The 18,671-nt window shown below is 47.5% G+C and carries 20 protein-coding genes; all 20 read right to left on the reverse strand.

Annotated features, from left to right (window positions below; translation table 11 throughout):
- Positions 1 to 515: 515 nt before the first annotated feature.
- The 20 genes from MFMK1_RS15020 to MFMK1_RS15115 all read right to left on the reverse strand — a co-directional run bounded on the left by MFMK1_RS15020 (position 516) and on the right by MFMK1_RS15115 (position 18,593).
- Positions 516 to 1,238, reverse strand: a complete 723-nt coding sequence (locus MFMK1_RS15020; protein WP_366922499.1) for a stalk domain-containing protein — start codon at positions 1,236 to 1,238, stop codon at positions 516 to 518.
- A gap of 11 nt (positions 1,239 to 1,249) precedes the next feature.
- Positions 1,250 to 1,984 carry a type IV pilus inner membrane component PilO gene (locus MFMK1_RS15025; protein ID WP_366922500.1) on the reverse strand — a complete coding sequence of 245 codons (735 nt, stop codon included), beginning with the start codon at positions 1,982 to 1,984 and terminating at the stop codon, positions 1,250 to 1,252.
- 13 nt (positions 1,985 to 1,997) lie between these two features.
- The gene (locus tag MFMK1_RS15030) at positions 1,998 to 2,534 is read right to left on the reverse strand and encodes a PilN domain-containing protein (protein ID WP_366922501.1); all 537 of its coding nucleotides are present in this window, start codon (positions 2,532 to 2,534) and stop codon (positions 1,998 to 2,000) included.
- Positions 2,521 to 3,603 (reverse strand): type IV pilus assembly protein PilM, encoded by a 1,083-nt coding sequence (pilM, locus tag MFMK1_RS15035; protein ID WP_366922502.1) that lies wholly within the window; start codon positions 3,601 to 3,603, stop codon positions 2,521 to 2,523. Before pilM ends, MFMK1_RS15030 begins: the two co-directional genes overlap by 14 nt.
- Positions 3,604 to 3,627: 24 nt before the next feature.
- A complete protein-coding gene (locus tag MFMK1_RS15040; protein WP_366922503.1) occupies positions 3,628 to 5,001 on the reverse strand; it encodes a hypothetical protein in 1,374 nt (457 codons plus the stop codon).
- A gap of 23 nt (positions 5,002 to 5,024) precedes the next feature.
- Positions 5,025 to 5,492 carry a PilW family protein gene (locus tag MFMK1_RS15045; protein WP_366922504.1) on the reverse strand — a complete coding sequence of 156 codons (468 nt, stop codon included), beginning with the start codon at positions 5,490 to 5,492 and terminating at the stop codon, positions 5,025 to 5,027.
- A 5-nt stretch (positions 5,493 to 5,497) separates the two neighbouring features.
- Positions 5,498 to 5,869: a type IV pilus modification PilV family protein gene (locus MFMK1_RS15050; protein WP_366922505.1), complete on the reverse strand. Its 372-nt coding sequence runs from the start codon at positions 5,867 to 5,869 to the stop codon at positions 5,498 to 5,500.
- Entirely contained in the window at positions 5,866 to 6,330 is a 465-nt protein-coding gene (locus tag MFMK1_RS15055) for a pilus assembly FimT family protein (RefSeq protein WP_366922506.1), read from the reverse strand. The genes MFMK1_RS15050 and MFMK1_RS15055 overlap by 4 nt, the downstream gene beginning before the upstream one ends.
- A 102-nt stretch (positions 6,331 to 6,432) precedes the next feature.
- A complete protein-coding gene (locus MFMK1_RS15060) occupies positions 6,433 to 8,328 on the reverse strand; it encodes an O-antigen ligase family protein (RefSeq protein ID WP_366922507.1) in 1,896 nt (631 codons plus the stop codon).
- A gap of 18 nt (positions 8,329 to 8,346) precedes the next feature.
- Positions 8,347 to 9,087, reverse strand: coding sequence for a prepilin peptidase (locus tag MFMK1_RS15065; protein WP_366922508.1), 741 nt, complete (start codon positions 9,085 to 9,087; stop codon positions 8,347 to 8,349).
- 59 nt (positions 9,088 to 9,146) lie between these two features.
- A complete protein-coding gene (locus MFMK1_RS15070) occupies positions 9,147 to 9,530 on the reverse strand; it encodes a type II secretion system protein (protein ID WP_366922509.1) in 384 nt (127 codons plus the stop codon).
- Positions 9,531 to 9,620: 90 nt separating this feature from the next.
- On the reverse strand, positions 9,621 to 10,832 hold the full coding sequence (locus tag MFMK1_RS15075) for a type II secretion system F family protein (protein WP_366922510.1): 1,212 nt from the start codon (positions 10,830 to 10,832) through the stop codon (positions 9,621 to 9,623).
- Positions 10,833 to 10,979: 147 nt separating this feature from the next.
- Positions 10,980 to 12,023 carry a type IV pilus twitching motility protein PilT gene (locus tag MFMK1_RS15080; RefSeq protein WP_366922511.1) on the reverse strand — a complete coding sequence of 348 codons (1,044 nt, stop codon included), beginning with the start codon at positions 12,021 to 12,023 and terminating at the stop codon, positions 10,980 to 10,982.
- A 13-nt stretch (positions 12,024 to 12,036) separates the two neighbouring features.
- Positions 12,037 to 13,740, reverse strand: coding sequence for a GspE/PulE family protein (locus MFMK1_RS15085; protein WP_366922512.1), 1,704 nt, complete (start codon positions 13,738 to 13,740; stop codon positions 12,037 to 12,039).
- Between the two features lie 134 nt (positions 13,741 to 13,874).
- Positions 13,875 to 14,951 carry a 3-dehydroquinate synthase gene (aroB, locus tag MFMK1_RS15090; RefSeq protein ID WP_366922513.1) on the reverse strand — a complete coding sequence of 359 codons (1,077 nt, stop codon included), beginning with the start codon at positions 14,949 to 14,951 and terminating at the stop codon, positions 13,875 to 13,877.
- A complete protein-coding gene (locus MFMK1_RS15095; RefSeq protein WP_366922514.1) occupies positions 14,948 to 15,460 on the reverse strand; it encodes a shikimate kinase in 513 nt (170 codons plus the stop codon). Before MFMK1_RS15095 ends, aroB begins: the two co-directional genes overlap by 4 nt.
- Before the next feature lie 11 nt (positions 15,461 to 15,471).
- Positions 15,472 to 16,626 carry a chorismate synthase gene (gene aroC / locus MFMK1_RS15100; protein ID WP_366922515.1) on the reverse strand — a complete coding sequence of 385 codons (1,155 nt, stop codon included), beginning with the start codon at positions 16,624 to 16,626 and terminating at the stop codon, positions 15,472 to 15,474.
- 55 nt (positions 16,627 to 16,681) lie between these two features.
- Entirely contained in the window at positions 16,682 to 17,149 is a 468-nt protein-coding gene (locus tag MFMK1_RS15105; RefSeq protein ID WP_366922516.1) for a MerR family transcriptional regulator, read from the reverse strand.
- Between the two features lie 89 nt (positions 17,150 to 17,238).
- Positions 17,239 to 18,093, reverse strand: a complete 855-nt coding sequence (aroE, locus tag MFMK1_RS15110) for a shikimate dehydrogenase (RefSeq protein ID WP_366922517.1) — start codon at positions 18,091 to 18,093, stop codon at positions 17,239 to 17,241.
- Positions 18,093 to 18,593, reverse strand: coding sequence for a YqeG family HAD IIIA-type phosphatase (locus tag MFMK1_RS15115; RefSeq protein WP_366922518.1), 501 nt, complete (start codon positions 18,591 to 18,593; stop codon positions 18,093 to 18,095). Before MFMK1_RS15115 ends, aroE begins: the two co-directional genes overlap by 1 nt.
- Positions 18,594 to 18,671 lie beyond the last annotated feature (78 nt).

Genomic DNA, 18,671 nt, shown 5'->3' on the forward strand with positions numbered 1-18,671 from the left:
CATAGGCTTTTGACCTAAAACAGTCACATCAACTTTGTGATGTGTCACTTAAGTTTTCTCCTCCTTGCGATTACTCGCTTTCATTGGCTTAAGTTTAATCACTACTACGGCTTCATCTGCATACTGCACCCTAATTTCACTTCTTGCTTTCGCTTGAAGTAAAGCCTACAGCTACGAGTACAGTACTTCCAAGGTTAAGTTGCTCTGCCTGTCGTTAAAACGACCATCATAACACATGTAGCTAAGCTAATTTTTGGGACGTTCCCACTTAATGGAGGGTTATCCGCTACATATGCCAACGTTGGTTCACTGACGTTCCGTTCCAACCACCGCCATCAGCTTCCTTCAGACCCTTTCGTCGCCGAAAACGCCCTTGCTTACAGCTTGTCTTCCCTTTAGCTAGGTGACAGGTTTTCTTTCAAACCATTGGCTCGGCAACATGCCTCGCAAACATTAAAGAGATAGACCGCTTGGCCTATCCCTAGAAAAAGTTGATTGATTTTCCTAAAAAGCTTTTACTGAAGCTTAAAATTCGCTAAAGCTGCCTTAACTTCATTATAGTCTCCAGTACTAACATCAAACCGCTCCACTTTGAAGATTAAGGTCTCATATCCGGAAACATTGGTTTCAATATAAGCGGGGTATTGCCCGGGTGAAAATTTAGAGCTTACTAACAACTGCTCCCCGTTGCCCAGAATTTCAAGTTTGAATCCACCTGAACTGTTTTGTGTGCTATCATCCACACCAACATAACCGGCTAATTTTTTATATTTACCTTTCAAGTCTATGACAAATTCAGCCTTTGGAGCGCCTTTGCTAATTTCTGCCGCCACCCCATGAGCGAAAGGACGGTGGGCAATAACAAACTGATTTTTAAAGAAAGGCCCCACATTCCTAAGCACCAACATATCTTCTAGATATTTAGTCTCGACCTTGGGCTTTGGTTGAGCGGGTACATTTATATTATGCTTACTTCCAATCAGAACCCTGTTGTTAACTCCATCCCAAACAACCGGCTCCCCCAATGCTTCACTAACCACTCTTAGTGGTACCATCGTACTGCCGTTATAGATGAAAGGTTCAATATCCGTTGACAAATGGTTTCCATCTATATATATCTGTATATTGCCGTAAATAACCCCAATCTGCTTCTTTACCCAAGCACTCCCGGCGATGGCCTGGCCGCTAATAAAAATCAATACTAACATTGTGCAAACTATCAGACTTTTTTTGCCCATTTCGTCACCTCCTACTTAACTGGGAAACTATATACAGGTGTGCGCCCTTTCTTAGGGTAATCACTTGATATAACAGCACCACTATTACCAGGCTTTTGCTCCCCGGTCAATGGCTCAAATTCTTGGTCTATAATACTTTGTAATGTAGGACTAAAAATATCAAATCTACCAAGTTCCCACTTCCCCCTGAGCTTACCGGGAACCGCATCATTAATACTGTATAATAGCAGTGTAATTCCGGACTGCAGTTCCGGGTAGGGACCCTTGTCGGCCGCTGCCATGCTTATCTGGGTGATTTCCGACATGGTGGGTAGGTTTTCCAGGGCCTTAATAAACTGAAGCTGCCCCACATAAGAACCCTTTAATTCCATCTGAACCGGCAGCACCTGGTACTGGCCCTTGCTTTCCGGTGGCCGAGGCAGGACTTTGGTTAAGGTCACCTTGTCCTCAGAGCGAAAGCCCATTTCCACATAAGGATTACCATCGTTGAGGGTTACCTCAAACTTTTGACGCACTTTAGCGGCCTCATCTGCCAGCGCAGCAAATTCTTGTTCCAGCTTGGGCAGTCTACCCGCCCGGGCTTTATCTTTGGCCAAAGCCACTCTTTCCGTCTGAAGCTTTGAAGTAATATCCTGCCATCTGGGCAGCTGACTTGTCCACACAAAGCGGTATAAAGCAAATATGGCCGTGATACTGATGAATACAATGATTAATCTTTTTTCTCTGGTTGAAAGGTTTTCCCACATAGCCGTCACCCCCCTATTTGGCCAGCCGCGCAGTAACTTTAAATGTCACGGCATGGGGATACTCGTCAGCTTGGTCCATCTGATTGAGAACTACCGTGCTAAAATATGACAGGTCATTAAGCTGATGTATCAGCACACCAACATCCTCCAAAGCAACGCTCTGTCCTTCAATAACCAACATACCGCCATCGCCGGTACTCAGAGATTGCAGCCATACCTTCTGAGGAAAGTTATCCTCCACATCTTCCAGCATTTGGGCCCAGCGCAATCGGTTGGTAGTAATTTGCTGTAACTGTGTAATTTCCGCCTGCCGATTGTCGATATCTTTTTCCAATTTGTCAACCTTGGCAAGGGTGGTTGTTAACTGCTTGCGCTGACTCTGAACCTGAGACAACTGTTGTTCTAGACTATTCATGTACCAAAACCATCCGCCCACCAAAGTAACAGCAATTATAACCAGCAAGCCGACTAGCACAGCACTAATAACCTTGGGATTATTTAATGGTGATTTGGGGCGCAGCTCAATCGGTAATAGGTTAATCTGTGCCACTAGCGGCCACCTCCCGCATTGCCAATCCAGCGGTTACTGCCCAAGCAGGATGTAGCAGACCTTCTTTTTGCCCGGGCATGTCCGCATCCAGCCATGAAAGGACCGGTTTCAACAGCATCACCGTTACCTCTAGTTCCTGCCGCAAGAATTCTTCCAATCCCGACAACGCTGCCAGTTCACCGCTAAGAAAAATCCGCCGTACAGTCTTTCCCTTGGACTGTACGCCATAGAAATCCAAAGAACGTTTTATTTCGTGCACCACTCGATTCATTTCCTCGAGAACAGTGAAATCCAAGTTAGATTGGCTTCCCGGTTCATCGGTGTTCAATGGTACCCGCACCTTATCCCACAGGGTCTCTTCGGCTGAAGCAGCATCAACCATCAAACTGCTAGCCAGCGAATTAACTAAATTATTAATGCCGATGCCAAAGGAACGGCTAAATTCTAAACGGCGGCCGTTGGCAATGGCGATTTCCGTGCTGGCAGCGCCAATATCCACCAAACCAACGGGCTCACTGTCCGCGTTTTGCAAAAATAAAAGCCGCCATAAGGCCAAGGGTTCAATATCTATCGCCAACAGCTCTAACCCTGCCAGAGAGAATATTTCATAGTACTGGTAGATAACCTTCTTAGGAACAGCCACCAGCAGGATATTAAGCTGGTTCCCTCCGGTACCGTCCGGTCCGAAGTTAATGTGTTCAATCACTAAGTCAGCTTCGGAGATAGGAATGTATTTTTCTGCTTCCCATTTTAAAGTTTGTGCTACTTCGTTATCTCTCATCTGCGGCAATTTTAAGTACCTGGTAATCACATGTTCACCAGGAATAGCCGTTACTACCTGACGCTGCTTGGAGCCTGTCTTTTCCACTACCTTGGCCAGAGTCCCCGCCAGCACGTCACCTTTCACTATTTTGCCGTTTTCCATTATTCCTGCAGGTATAGGTTCAATAGCCGTGCCGGTGACCATCAAACCACCCTTTGCTTTGGTAATCACCATGGCCTTAACCTCTCTACCGCCGAATTCAATACCCAAACAGCTATTATTCTTAAACTTATCCCAGATAGCCAACGCCTTCACCCTCTTTCACAGCTGTTAAAAAACAGAATAAATCTCACGCCACGCCTTCATTTTATATTCATTGCCGGGCAACCCCTCACCCAGAAGTTTTATGGTTGCTGTACTGTACTCAATGTTCAAATGCCCCGATACGTCAATTATCCGGGGTATCAAGCTGCCGTTAATCTCAACATCGCCATTGGTGCTATAGACGCCTTCACAAATAAATATACCCCCCAGCTGCAAGCCGCCGCCCGCAGCCATGTTACCCTTACTGATAAGAGCAAGGGAACTGTAGTTGGAATCATCCGGCAGCAGGTTGGAGTCTATGTCAATATCCCCTTCCGCCACAATCATCCCTACCCCGGAATAATTCTTGCCGGTACCGATATCAAGATTTCTTAATCTCACATTTCCCTTTATGTAAATGATATAAGGTATATCACCGGCAATTTGCATATCCTTTAAGTGTGCGCCTTCAAAGGTGACTATACTGCCTGTATTATTATAAATCTCATTTGCGTTAGCCAAATACCAACCATAATCCACCGGCGGTACCTCGGGCACTAACACCAATGTATGTTCCCGGTTGTAAAGTCGAGTTCCGTTGGGGGCCGTGCCGGAAAGAGAACCTCTGTAAAAGTAGTCACTGACAATAGAACCGCTGCTGTTTATCAAATTAGTATCTGTATGCACCACGCCGCCTGCACCGGTATAAATTGAGCCGCTGTTATCTATTTGCTCACCAGCCTGAACAATGCCTTCGCCCCCAGCATCAATGATGTTGCTATTTTCAATAAACCCGCCGGCAACCAAACTGCCGTTAACAGTACCAGCATTAATGATATCTCCTTTGGTAGTGATATCACCATGAATAACTGCACTTGAACTATTGATGTTAATCAATCCGTTATAAATGAAGTTTCCGCTAATCTCAGAGTTTCCAGTGATGGTAAGAGTATTACCCACGGTATTACCCTGCTGAACAGCCCCCACCGCGCCGGCAAAGGCAGCATCATATGGCGGTTTCAAGATAATCACCTGTACAGATTTTCGGGATCTCACAGACCCATCCGGCCCCTTTATTATGCCGGTGCTCACCACCCTCAGTCCGGTGCCCTGATCAGTCACGGTCAGGGATTCGATAAACCCATCGCCAACCGATATATTGGCAAAATCCGCTTCCCAGCCTTCAGCCCATGAAGGGATATCATGGTTTGCTTCAAGCTTGGCCATCAGCATGGAAATGCCGGCATCGGCAATATAAAGGGCCTTGGTTTCATCCAGGTGATTTAAGCTGATTCTGCTTTCCATTGCCGATACCTGTAATAGAGTAGCGGACGTAAAAAATATGATCAGCATGGCCACCATTACAGTAACCAATGCTGCTCCCCGTTGATTATGCCACAAAACGACACCGCCCCCCCTTCTTTTTAAAAGCCGGCAGCCCTGATAAATACATAACTATCAGCTGTATAGCGGCCGCTAGTAACGGAAACTGACAAAGCCGTATTTTCCTGATACACTGCATAATTTACCGCCGTAATACCATAGCCTACAATATTATTACCGGTTGGAACACCATTCTCATCCAAAACCTGCCTGACAATTTGGCCCGCATCGATATCAAAAGCATAGCGAATATTCCGCCCCTGATAATCTTTAAATTTAACACTTCTCCCATCCTCACTAACGTTAATCAATCTTTCTGCTTGACGAACCTCCCTCACAAGTCGGTCCATCATTATGCGGACATTCTGCTGCCGGTCTACCTGGGCTTCGCCACGCTGCCAGCTGCGTATGCCGCTCTGCATTACCGCAAATACTACAGAGAACAGAAAGACTAATATTATAGCTGTGACCAACAGTTCCACCAGAGTAAATCCGGAATCATCACGCATAACATTCACCGCTTCTTTATGTAAGTTGCCAACGAAAGGTTTTTGGCATTATTAACCATGGGATATTCTACAGTTACTTTCACCTGATAAAGGTCCGGAAAATTGACATTAGATATGTTTGTTATCTCAACATGATAGGTATATCCTGATATTGTTTGGTCGGAAACGACGCCCGCGGTAAGGGATCCGGAGTCCGCCTTTATCTCTTCTATAAGCTGTTGAGCAATATTCAGCGCCTGGGTACGGTCGCCCGCTTTCTGAGTTAGCACAAAGCCGGACTGATAGACACTAAGCATGCCCAACACTACTGCCACCAAGATAAACATGGCCACTAAAACCTCTACTAAGGTAAGGCCCCGCTCTTCCCGCCAAATCATTGTAACACCCGTCTTCCTTTATATACCTTAACCCGCCCGGTAACCGGCGTAATGCTGATTTCTCTGTATTGTCCCGCACCTTTTAGAATAATGTGCCCGCCCAAATTAGGCGTTCCCTTGGCGTTAAAACTGAGCCGGCTAGAGGAAGTGCCTACATAAGAAACTTCCTCAAAGGTTACTCCCTGCGGCAGATCAATCCTATGCTTGATAAAGTTGTCTTGTCGTAGAGGCAAATGGTAGTAGTTAAAGTCAGAGTAAAACTTTATCACATAGGAATCCTGCAGGGTGATAGACCACTGCTGCACTTCGCGGATTTCCTGGGCCATCTGCCGCGCTGCCGTATCTAGCCGATAACCCTCGATAATGCCACTCATATTAGGCAGCATTATGCTGCTAAGCAGCACAAGCAAAAACATAACCACCAATAATTCTATTAAGGTAATGCCTTCTTCCCGTTTCATAAATTACCTCTCAGTTTAAGGGAATACTGGTAGGCTTACCCTGCTGTCTCCTTAGCGTCTTTCGACAAACTGTCAGATTATCCCTCTTTTACGGATTGTTCGCTACGTTTTACCATCGTCCGCCCAAAACTGTATCTTAGTCAATATTTCATTTGCTTTAGCACTATAATGGCGCGCAGATTCTGTATTACCCAACTTCTCTTCAACTGCTGCCATACCTCGGTATAAGTCCACCGACGCCAATTGCAGCTTTACCCGCTGGCCGCTATCAGGTGCGGCGCGCAAGGCAGTGGAAAACCAATAAATTCCTTCAGCAAAAACCTCTTTGGCCAATAGATACCGCTTTTGGTCAAGATAAAAATTACCCAATTTCACCCGTGCCTGAGGATAAAAGCCGCTAGCCTCCACCGCCTGCCGGTAAAGCCGCTCAGCCTGTTTGGCTTGACCCTTTGCTTCAAAATAAGCAGCCTGGACATCCATCAAGTAACTGTTACTGGGATTGACAAGCAAAGCTTTGTCTAAAAACATGGTAGCCCTGTTGAGGTTACTCTCAATATTTTCAGAACGGTACAGACGGTCATAAGTAAAGCTTAAACCGGACCAATAGGTATCCTTCCAGGGATATATCTTTACTGCCAAACTATATTTTTCGATTGCTTGACGATATTGCTGTTGCTCGGTAAACCGAGACCCCTGCCGGGCCAGCCAATCAGAACCAAACTGCATTCCCCCGATCAGCAGCATCGCCACCATGGCCAATGCCAAAAACCGCCGGCTGCTCGCCACTGTGGTGGGGTCAGTTAAAGACCAGGCCATGCCTACAACCGCCCAAAAGGTCAGGGTCACCGCCGGCATATCCCAGCTAAAATCAATACCCATATGTATAATAAAGGAAAGTAATGCCAGGAAAAATCCCCAGTAAAGCGGGTCACCACGCCTCTGCCGCCAAAGAACCCATATAACCATTGCCATTGTCAAAGTGAAAAAGAAAAAACCGAACATCCCTGTCTCCGCCAACACTTGAAGATATTGATTATGAGTAAAACGAGAATAAAAACGGTCATCATTCCAAAAATAGAAGTAAGCGTTATGGTAATTGCCAGCACCCACACCAGTAAAGGGATGGGCCTGAAATTCCTTTAGGGCCACCAGCCAGAAGCTGAGCCTACCGCCCACAGAACTTGAGGCAAAGGAGCCAGCCCGCACCAGATTATGCTCCAATAATTTCCTGCCTTTAGCTATGGGATAAGCATCTCCGACAGTCTCATTAATTGAAGTTTGCACACAGGGAGCGATGATAGATATCAGAATAACAACGGCAACCACCAGGGCAGTCACCTTCATCAATCGCCTAACTCCGCCTGGTATGCGTAATCTTACAATTTGTATTAAAGTAATAAGGTACGGTAGAAAAGCAGCAACCATCGAACCACGGGAGCCGGTAAGCATGGCCCCAGTGCCGGTCAGCAATAAAGCCAACAGATAACCCTTCTTACCGTTATAGAGGTAAGGAAAGAGGGCGAGAAAGAAACCCATCACTAAAAAAAGGCCCAGTGGGTTTGAATTGATAAAGGTTGACTCGATGCGGCTGCTATTTAAGAGCAGAAAGTAGAGAATGCCGGTAGAAGCAACCAAAGAAGTAACAACGACAAGGAAAAGGTTGAGCCGATAGATTTCCTCTCGGATCAAAGTGGATGAAGCGAGGTAACAAACACCCAAGTAAAGCAGTAGTTTCAAGCCAACGTACAGAGTTTCATGAGGGTCAATCCCCGAAAAGAAGGTTAAAAATACTATGATAATGTAACCGGAAAAATAAATTACAGTCATCTTATGCCAGCGGGGTCGAGCGCCTTTTCCTAAGGCATAAAGTACTGCAAGCCCTACCAGCATCATGTCTAGATATAATATCCAGTGATAAAATCCGTTTTTCAACAACGGAGTGACACCCAGTACCAGCATCAGTACGAGCAGGTAAATGTTTGTGGCTGCACGCTGCACTATGTCATCTCCTTAATATCACCAAGTACTGAAATACCAGCCCAGGAGAGTTTCCCCCCATAAAAGTGCCAATAGCGCTCCCACTGCCAAAAAGGGGCCAAAGACGATAGCATCCTTACGCCCTTTTTTTCCCGCCAATATCAGTGCCACACCTGCTGCCGCCCCTAATGCCGAGGCAAGTACCAGTGTCACCAATACCAGCTTGGGGCCGAGAAATATACCCATTACTGCGGTCAATTTAATATCGCCGCCACCCATTCCGCCCCGGGATACCACAGCCAGCAGAAGCAGCAACCCGCCACCGGTAAAAAAACCCAGTAGCTGCTGCTGCCAGGTAAGTGAAACATTAAGAAAAATATCTGCCAGGCCAACAACCAGCCCAGCTATTATTAATTGATTGGGAATAATACCGTGTTTAAAATCAATGGCTGATGCGGCAATTAATATTGCTGCCAGAAATAATAGGCCAATTAACTGCCATCCCTGGAAATATAAAGAAAGAATAAGAAAAACAAGTGCCGTAAACAGTTCAATCAGAGGATAGCGCCTGGATATCCGTGTCCCGCAGTTGCGACAGCGTCCCTGAAGGAAAAGCCAGCTTAAAACCGGAACCAAGTCCCGAATCAGTAGGTGCACGCCACAGTTTGGGCAATGAGAAGCAGGAAATATTATCGATTGTTTTAGAGGCAGGCGATATATTACTACGTTTAAAAAGCTGCCTATTACTAAGCCAAATAGAAAAACAATAATCTGTGTCATACTGCCACCCCAACAATAGGAATAAGGCCCCCGGAAGGGGGCCAGATAAAACGAACAAATTATAAATCATTTGAAGCTATATCGTCGCCACCGTCAGTAGTATCAGGACCTTGAGAGTAGAAATACAGTAAGCTGTCACTTGTACCATCTTGGTAAGAATTACCCCAAGGGTCATTTTTAGCAGTTGGGTCATACCCAATCTCATCAACTAAGTCCGCTGCTGCAGGCGAGGCATTATACTCTAAATAATACACCTCAATCGCATTCTGCATGGACCTCAATTCGGCCTTAGCCCTGGCAGCTCTTGCTTTGTCAGTACTATTACTGAACTGGGGAATAATCACCGCGGCTAAAATGCCTAAAATAACTACAACCACCATTAACTCAATTAGGGTAAAACCAGATTCATTGTTCTTTAACCACTTATTGATTTTGGCAAACATTTCCTTCACCTCCTCCCTTGACATGTCAGTGTACGTCCTAATGCAGGAAAAGCACCTCTTTTTTGTCTCCTGCTTCCATCCGAAAATATGTCAGCCGATGGCATCAACCATGCTGAACATGGGCAGCATGATGGAAATGATAATAAAGCCGACGATCCCGCCAAGAAGCACTATCAGGATGGGCTCAATGATAGTAGAAAGTCTGGATACCATCTCATCCACTTCCCGATCATAAAAGACGCTAAGACGTTCAAGCAAGTCATCTAAGGTGCCGGTCTCCTCACCTACCTGAATCATCTGAATGACCATGGGCGGGAAAACGCCTGTATCTTTTAAGGGCTTCACCATGCCCTGCCCCTCTCGGATAAAATCTTGGGCCCGGCTTAAGCCTGCTTCAACCACCGAATTGCCAGCTGTCTTTTTGACTACCTCGAGAGCTTGCAGTACGGGTACACCACCGCGAACGAGGGTTCCCAGCGACCGACAAAAACGTGAAATAACAGTCAACTTATGCAGTGAACCGGCCACCGGTACCCTAAGGAGCAGTCTATGCCAATACATTTTCCCGGGGTTTTGCCTGATGGCGTTGTAAAATATGAGAGGCAGGCCAATAAATAATAACGGTAACAGGTACCAAAAACGCCTTAGAACATTACTTGTTCCAATGACAATTTTTGTGGGCAGCGGCAGTTCCGCACCTAAGTCAGTGAGCATGGCCGTGAATGTAGGAAGAACGAATGTCAATAAAAAAATGATTGCAACTAAAGCAATGATCAGTACCACCGCAGGATAGGTCATTGCCGACTTTACTTTTTCCCGGATATCATGTTCACGCTCATAATTTACTGCCAGCTGCTCAAGCACTTCATCCAGCACACCGCCCATTTCCCCTACCTCGATCAGGTTAATAAAGAGAGTGGGAAAGAGCTTGTCATGCTTCTTGAGGGCTTCGGCAAAACTGCTGCCACTTTCCAAGTCTTCTGCTACGACAGATAATACATCCCGTAATTTGTCATTATCCAGCTGTTTGGTACAAATGTCTAATGCATTTAACAGTGGTAGACCGGCGTTTATCATGGTAGCCAACTGCCTGGCAAACACCGATAAATCCCGGCTGCTAATCCTTCTGGCAGGTAATTTAATAGAAAACTGCCGATTACTTACTTTCTTCTTATTAATATCAATAACGAAGCAGTTGCGGTCCTGCAGGCGGCCCACCACCTGGCCCACAGTATCCGCTTCAATGGTCCCCGTCATCATTCGCCCGGTTCTGTCTCTTACCTTATATTTAAAATGGGGCACCGTTAACACCTCTAGACACTAGTCACGCTATTAATATCCATGTCAGGATCTATTTCCTAGTAAAGACAAATTTTAACAACTTATTTCTAAGCAACGCTTCGACATTATCGTCCATATCCCTGCTGAAATATGGATTATTTCCGCTATTTAGAGCATTGTCGCTGTGCCGGAACTGAGCCGCGCATACATATCATCGGAAGAAATCAAACCGCTCTGCATTAACTTCTTTAGATGAGAGTCCATCGTCTGCATGCCGTACTGACCGCCGGTTTGGAGGGCATGCATCAGTTGGTGACTCTTTCCTTCCCGGATGATATTACGTACGCCGGGAGTAGCAACCAGAATTTCCACTGACGCAACCCGACCGCCGCCTATTTTGGGAACTAGCTGCTGAGCAATTACTCCACGCAGGGTTTCCGCCAGCTGCACCCTGATCTGGGATTGCTGATAAGGAGGAAATACATCGATAATCCGGTCAACAGTTTGTGCGGCATTGTTGGTGTGCAGGGTTCCTAACACCAAATGCCCCGTCTCTGCCGCTGTGATAGCAATGGCAATAGTATCTAGGTCCCGCAGTTCCCCTACCAGAATTACGTCGGGATCCTGACGCATGGCAGAACGCAGGGCGGCGGTAAAACTCTTAGAGTCCGCACCGATTTCACGCTGGTTAACTATACATTTGTGGTGCTGATGGATGTATTCGACAGGGTCTTCTAAAGTAATGATGTGAGCGGCTCTCTCCCTGTTAATCATGTCAATTATGGCAGCCAAAGTGGTAGATTTGCCGCTTCCGGTAGGTCCGGTGACCAGGACCAGCCCGTTGGGCCTACGGCTTAATTCCTTCACTACCGGGGGCATCCCTAACTGTTCTAAGGCCAAGATTTGAGAATTAATTCTCCGCAAGGCCATGGCCATGCTGCCGCGCTGGTGAAAGGTGTTGACACGAAAGCGTCCTAATCCAGCCACAGAATATGCCAGATCCAGTTCGCCGCTGGTTTGAAATTGTTCAAACTGTTCTTCAGACATTACCTGAGTCACAAGGTCTCGGGTATCATCAGGCATTAATACTGCAAAACCTTGTACCGGAGATACAGAACCATTTTTACGAAAAACCGGCGGCCTGCCTACGGTGATGTGAATGTCAGAAACGCCCTGTTCTACTGCCAACTCCAAAATTTCATTGATATTCACTAAGGTCCCCTCCCTAATCTATTACCTGATCGGAATGTGCCACCCGCATAACTTCCTGAATGGTAGTCAAACCTTTAAAGGCTTTATCTATGCCATCTTCCTTCAGGGTGGCCATTCCCTCGGCAATGGCTGTCTGGCGTAATTGGTCTTGGCCTTCTCTTGCCACCAAAGAGCGTAGTTTAGGGCTGAGCGGCAGCACCTCATGGATGGACAGTCTCCCCCTAAAACCTGTATGGTCACAGTAGCCGCAGCCCTCACCACGATAAAGCTCCACTGTCTCATTCTGTCCGACACCCAAATAAAGTCGGGCCGGGTCTTCCGAGTCCAACTGGTAGGTGGTACGGCAGCGACCGCAGATTCTACGCACCAAGCGCTGGGCGACCACGCCCACCACCGATGAGGCTACTAAAAACGGCTCGGCACCCATATCAATTAACCGCGTCAACGCACCAGGTGCATCATTGGTATGCAGTGTGCTGAAAACCAAGTGCCCGGTGGTGGCAGCCCTAATGGCTATACTTGCCGTCTCTCCATCACGAATTTCACCTACCATTACCACATCAGGGTCCTGACGCAGGATAGAACGCAGGCCCGCAGCAAAAGAAAGGCCGGATTTCATATTTACCTGCACTTGATTAATACCGCCCAACACATATTCTACCGGGTCCTCCACGGCAATTATATTCAAATCCGGGGTGCTGATGGCGTTAAGTGTAGTGTAAAGGGTAGTGGTTTTACCGCTGCCGGTTGGTCCGGTGACCAAAACCATCCCGTATGTACTGCTAATCATTTCTTTAAACCTTTTACCGGCGGCAGGAGAAAATCCCAACTCATCCAAGCTAAGCATAAGCTGTCCTTTATCCAAGATACGCAGCACTGCTTTTTCACCGAAGATGGTTGGCAGGGTAGAAATCCTCAGATCCACTTCTTTTGTCAGGATATGTACCCGAATGCGTCCGTCTTGGGGAATACGTTTTTCTGCTATATCCATCCCCGCCATAATCTTAATTCGTGAAATCAAAGAAGGATGAGAATCCCGGGGTAGATTCATATAGTCCCGCAGTAATCCGTCAATACGCATGCGTATCCGCACCGTTTCTTCGTGGGGCTCAATATGAATATCACTGGCCCGCTTTTGCACCGCCTGGCCGATAACAGAGTTTACCACTCGTACTATCGGTGCTTCATCCATCATCTGATTTTCCATTTCGTCCAGTTTAAAAGTCTTATGGTCACTTAAGTTTTCCGAAATCTGGTCAAGGTCAAATGCTCGGCTCATTAGATCCTGCATTCCAAAAAACTTCTGGATAGTTTTATCTATTGACCTCTCAGCAACCATCACCGGCTTCACTTCTAGACCGGTAGCAACCTTTATATCATCTGCGGCGACAATGTTTAAGGGGTCAGCCATGGCCACCGTCAGCACATTACCTGCTTGGGCAATTGGTATTACTCGATGCCGCCTAATCATTGATTCGGGGATTTTATTAATAACCTCAGGGTCCACCTGGGTGTTTAAAAGGTCTACCTGGTCAATGCCCAATTGGAACTCCAGTACGTCCATAATGTCCTTTTCGGTAACGTAGCCCAGGTTAACCAGGATTTCGCCTAACCGCCCTGCCGAATTTTTTTGTATACGCAGTGCTTCTTGGAGCTGGACATAGGTTACTAATTTATTCTCAACCAGAAACTCGCCAAGCTGCTTTCTTCTTGCCACGATGTCATCACCCCTCTTCCCCCTGGTATTTCGATTAACAGCGACGTATTTCCTTTTTTTTCTTATTTTAGGCGCACAATAAATAAACCGGCGATTTCCGCCGGTTAAAAAATATGTTCAATTGGAAGTAGACCTTATTCTACGGGAAGGAGGTCATCCAACTGCTGGTCAGATACTTTTTTAATGTGCACTCGCCCAATACATTCCGGTAGCACAAAAAACATTTCGTTGCCCACCGCCTTCTTATCTTGGCGCATTAGTTCTATCGCCTGCTGCTTATGCCATTCGCCGGGCAGAGAAATATCCAGCGGTACCTTTTGAATTAATGCCATTAGACGCTCCAGTTCCTTTACATCCAACTGCCCCATTTGCCGGGCTAACACCGCCTCCATAACCATGCCCACTGCCACCGCTTCACCATGATTCTTCAAATGATAGCCGCCTAATGACTCAACGGCATGGCCGATAGTATGACCGTAGTTTAATATGGCCCGCAGGCCGCTTTCCCGTTCGTCCTCGGCCACTATCCCGGCCTTTATCTCACAACAGCGGGCCACAACCGCTTGCATGACCCGGCTATCCAACCCCATGGCTGCGTCCAGATTACTCTCAAGGTATTGAAAAAATGCATCATCCCAAATTACCCCGTATTTAATTACTTCCGCCATACCGCTGCGCATCTCGCGGACCGGTAGAGTATCAAGCAGGGAAAGGTCACTGATTACCGCCGATGGCTGATAGAAAGCACCGATAATATTCTTCCCCCTCGGGTGATTGACGGCTACCTTGCCGCCCACGCTGCTGTCTACCTGGGCCAAAAGGGTTGTGGGTATCTGAATAAAGGGCACGCCGCGCATATAAGTGGCGGCAATGAACCCCGCCAAGTCTCCAACTACGCCGCCGCCTAAGGCAATTATCGGCGAACGGCGATCTAGGCCATGCTCAAAAGCGCGGTCATAAAGCGCTTCAGCACCCGCCAGACTTTTGCTTGCTTCTCCAGCCGGGACCACTACCTTGGCCGGTCGGAAACCAAGGCTCTTTAAGACGTTGATCAATCTTTGTCCATAGATGGGATCCACATTATCGTCAGTTACCACTAGGCACCTGGAACTGAGCTCCCGGGGGAGAAATTCTTCTAAGCGCGCCAACAAATCCCGCCCAATAAATATTTTATAATTCCTTCGGCCCAAAGCCACTGTCACCGTATTCATTGCCGCACCTCGATCTGCTTAAGAATTTCTGCGACTATTTGGTCGTGATTCTTGTCCTTAGTATCAATCACCATATCTGCTGCATCACGATAATATTTTTCCCGGGCGGCCAGCATCTGCCGGATTTTATCCAGGTCAGGACGCGGCCTCAGCATCGGTCTATTTCGACTTCGCCCGATACGATTAGCAACTTCCCGGCTATCTGCTTTTAACCAGATAACAATACCGTTTTCCTTAAGCCGGCGGACATTATCAGGATTTAATACTACCCCGCCGCCCGTGGCTATAATGGCATTACCCCCGGCAACTACCTTTTGCACCATTAACTCTTCCTCCGAACGAAACCGCCGCTCGCCGTGCTTGATAAATATCCGCGTAATGGTCAATCCGGTCAGCCTTTCAATCTCCGAATCCGTGTCTATGAATTTTCTTTTCAAAGCACGAGCCAAGCGAAAACCGATGGTGGTCTTCCCCGAACCCATAAATCCAATTAATACAAGATTGGCCATAACATCCATCCTTAAACACTTTTTAGATACTGCTGCCATTCCTGCCAGCGCTGCTTGATTGTCTCTAAATCGTCCCCGCCGAAATGTTCCAAGATGCTTTGGGCCAAGGTGAAAGCGACAACCGCCTCACCAACGACACTGGCGGCAGGTACCGCGCAGGCGTCAGACCTTTCCACAGCAGCATCTTCGGCGGCCTTAGTATCCATATTTATACTACGTAAAGGCTGCATCAGGGTGGGAATGGGCTTCATCGCTGCCCGCACCACCAGTTCTTCACCATTAGTAATACCGCCCTCGATACCGCCGGCACCATTTGTTTCCCGAAAGATCCCCCGTTTCGGCCCATGAAATATTTCGTCATGTACTTGGGAACCAGGCAGCATGGCACTTTCAAAGCCAAGGCCTATTTCCACTCCTTTGATAGCTTGAATACTCATCAATCCTTGGGCCAGCATCCCGTCAAGGCGACGATCCCAATGAACATGGCTGCCCAAACCTACCGGCAGCCCCTTCACCCGCACTTCAAAGACTCCGCCCAAGGTATCACCTTGCGCACCGGCCCTATCAATGGCAGTAACCATTTGTGATGAAACATGGGGGTCGGCACAGTAAACCGGGGAGGCGGCCGCTGCCGACAGCTGCTCCCAGGGCAGCAGCTTTTCTGCTGCAGCTTCACCAACACGCACCACATGAGCAGCCAACTCTATCTCCAGTTCGCCGAGCAGTTGCTCAGCCACCGCGCCAACCGCCACCCTTACTGCGGTTTCTCTGGCGCTAGATCGCTCTAGCACATTGCGCATATCCTTATGTCCATACTTTATGCTTCCAGACAGGTCCGCATGCCCAGGCCGCGGCCGCCTCACTACCCGCTTTTCAGTATCCGCCTCGGCAGCAGCTGACATAATCCCCTGCCAATTTTTCCAATCTTTATTTTTAATGTTAAGGCAAACCGGACTGCCTAAAGTAAAACCGCCACGAACACCGGCAGTTATTTCTACCCGATCTGTCTCTATTTGCATACGGCCGCCTCTGCCGTGGCCGCCCTGACGCCGAGCCAGCATACTGTCAATAATGCCAACATCTACTGGTAATTTCGCCGGGAGTCCCTCTATTATCGCCGTCAATGCCGGCCCGTGGGATTCCCCGGCCGTAAGAAATCGCAGCAATTGTACCGCCTCCAGTCCGTTTTCATCTGTTTCGCCATTTACGACATATTTCCTGCTAACCTGCCTCGGGAGTTCTGGCGGACAAACGGCTTTTAATCATTTCCAGAATAGTCTTATTCTGTTCTTCAACCAGTCGTTGTTCCATCTGCTCTTTCTGCTCCCGCAACAGTTCAATTTCCCTGGCTAATTTCTTGCTTTCCTCCCGGGACTGCTGCAGTTCATCCATAATTGCGGAAAACATATATAGCACCGTGGTTTTTAATGTCTGCTCGACACCTAATGCAGAAGTCAGAGTTCGTTCCAAATCCAGCCGGCGTTTGGCCCCTTTAATGGTGTACTGCTCGGTATAGAGAAGTTCCTTAATTTGGCCGAATACCTCCATGTGGTTCTGATTATAACGGCGCCTTTTTTTCTTGTCTACCTTAGTTAGATAATCTTCAAATTCCTTTTCCCAAAAACGCACCGTACTCACTTCAACTTGAAGGATATTTGCCAACTGCTGAATGGTTAATACTTGTGACATATGCCCTCACCTCAGTTACAAACATTCCCCTTTCACGCCATAAATTCCTTCCTCTTTTTTCCAGCAGAAACGCAAAAAAATCGACAGACTTACTGCCGATTTTCCTTTTTGAGTACCTGAAGCATTAGTTCCACCGGTGCTTCCCGGCCGGTCCATATCTTAAAGCTTGCCGCTCCCTGATAAATGAGCATACCTAGTCCGCTGACAGTGCGACATCCCCTCGCCCGGGCCTCAATCAACAGCTCAGTCTCAACGGGGTTATAGACAAGGTCCGCCACTATCAAATGGGATTTGATAAGCTCAGCCGGAATGGGTAGTGCTCCGGCATGAGGATACATCCCCACCGACGTGGTGTTGACTAAACAATGACATGCGTCAATAACCTTTGTCAGATCATCTCGAAAAAATCCGGCGGCTGCTCCGATATTAGGCGGCAATGCCCCCGCTAATGCTTCGGCACGGTTGAATGTACGGTTAGCAATAAATACTTTATCCGCCCCTGCACCAACTAGGGCAAAGGCTGCCGCCCGGGCGGCCCCCCCGGCCCCCAACAGAAGAAACCTCTTTCCCGTAGGATTAAAGCCTGCCTCAGCGAGGGAAGCAATGAAGCCTGCCCCATCGGTATTGTAACCCTGCAATCGGCCTTGGTGCAGCGTCACCGTATTGACCGCCCCCACCGCTTGGGCGTAGGGGTCTATTTCGTCTAGACAGTCCATTACCCGCACTTTGTGAGGGACAGTAACATTAACACCCTTTACACCCGCCTGAAAAAGGCCGCGCACGGCCCGAGCCAACCCTGTAGGCGGCACCGGAAACGGTATATAGGCGTAATCCATATCCAGATATTCAAAAACTGCATTATGCATCGCCGGAGAAAAAGAATGCTCCACCGGCCAGCCCAGCAAACCGACAATTTTTGTTGTTCCCGAAATCCGTTCCTTCATTATTTAACCTCATTTTTACTGAGAAATGGCAGTACCAGCCGCTCAACCCGACGCATGATACGAGTACCGAAAAACTCCACAGAACTAATTGGCGCTACCAGGATGGTATACAACCCGGCACGATTGCCGCCCAGTACATCAGTAAATACCTGGTCTCCAACCACCGCGAGCTCTTTTTGATCTAATTCCAGCAAAGACAAGGCCTTCCTGTACGCACGCCTCCGGGGTTTTGCTGCCTTGGATAAAAAGGGTACACCCAACATCCTCCCGACCCGGGCTACTCGGTCTTCATTATTATTTGAGGCAATGCAAAGCTTAAAACCCTTAGCATCCGCCTTTTTAAACCACTCTATTACTTCCGGGGTAACCTCTTTGTTGTTCCATTCAGTGATGGTATTATCCAAATCAAGCACAAAACCCCTAATACCCTTGTTATGAAGTCGGCCCATAGGTATGTCGTGCAGGGAATCAACATATAAATCAGGTCGCAATATATTCATGATAAAACTCCCTCTAATAGTATGTTTTGACCAAGCCGCAACCTTGCCCAATTCTATCACCATATTATACCATAGGTA

It is taken from the genome of Metallumcola ferriviriculae, from assembly GCF_035573695.1.
Taxonomy (GTDB): Bacteria; Bacillota; JADQBR01; order JADQBR01; family JADQBR01; genus Metallumcola; species Metallumcola ferriviriculae.

Coding starts and splice junctions, on each gene's coding strand:
- MFMK1_RS15020 (WP_366922499.1), bottom strand. CDS start 1,238: ATGGGCAAAAAAAGTCTGATAGTTTGCACAATGTTAGTATTGATTTTT.
- MFMK1_RS15025 (WP_366922500.1), bottom strand. CDS start 1,984: ATGTGGGAAAACCTTTCAACCAGAGAAAAAAGATTAATCATTGTATTC.
- MFMK1_RS15045 (WP_366922504.1), bottom strand. CDS start 5,492: ATGCGTGATGATTCCGGATTTACTCTGGTGGAACTGTTGGTCACAGCT.
- MFMK1_RS15050 (WP_366922505.1), bottom strand. CDS start 5,869: ATGATTTGGCGGGAAGAGCGGGGCCTTACCTTAGTAGAGGTTTTAGTG.
- MFMK1_RS15055 (WP_366922506.1), bottom strand. CDS start 6,330: ATGAAACGGGAAGAAGGCATTACCTTAATAGAATTATTGGTGGTTATG.
- MFMK1_RS15065 (WP_366922508.1), bottom strand. CDS start 9,087: ATGACACAGATTATTGTTTTTCTATTTGGCTTAGTAATAGGCAGCTTT.
- MFMK1_RS15070 (WP_366922509.1), bottom strand. CDS start 9,530: ATGTTTGCCAAAATCAATAAGTGGTTAAAGAACAATGAATCTGGTTTT.
- aroB (WP_366922513.1), bottom strand. CDS start 14,951: ATGAATACGGTGACAGTGGCTTTGGGCCGAAGGAATTATAAAATATTT.
- MFMK1_RS15095 (WP_366922514.1), bottom strand. CDS start 15,460: ATGGCCAATCTTGTATTAATTGGATTTATGGGTTCGGGGAAGACCACC.
- MFMK1_RS15105 (WP_366922516.1), bottom strand. CDS start 17,149: ATGTCACAAGTATTAACCATTCAGCAGTTGGCAAATATCCTTCAAGTT.
- aroE (WP_366922517.1), bottom strand. CDS start 18,093: ATGAAGGAACGGATTTCGGGAACAACAAAAATTGTCGGTTTGCTGGGC.
- MFMK1_RS15115 (WP_366922518.1), bottom strand. CDS start 18,593: ATGAATATATTGCGACCTGATTTATATGTTGATTCCCTGCACGACATA.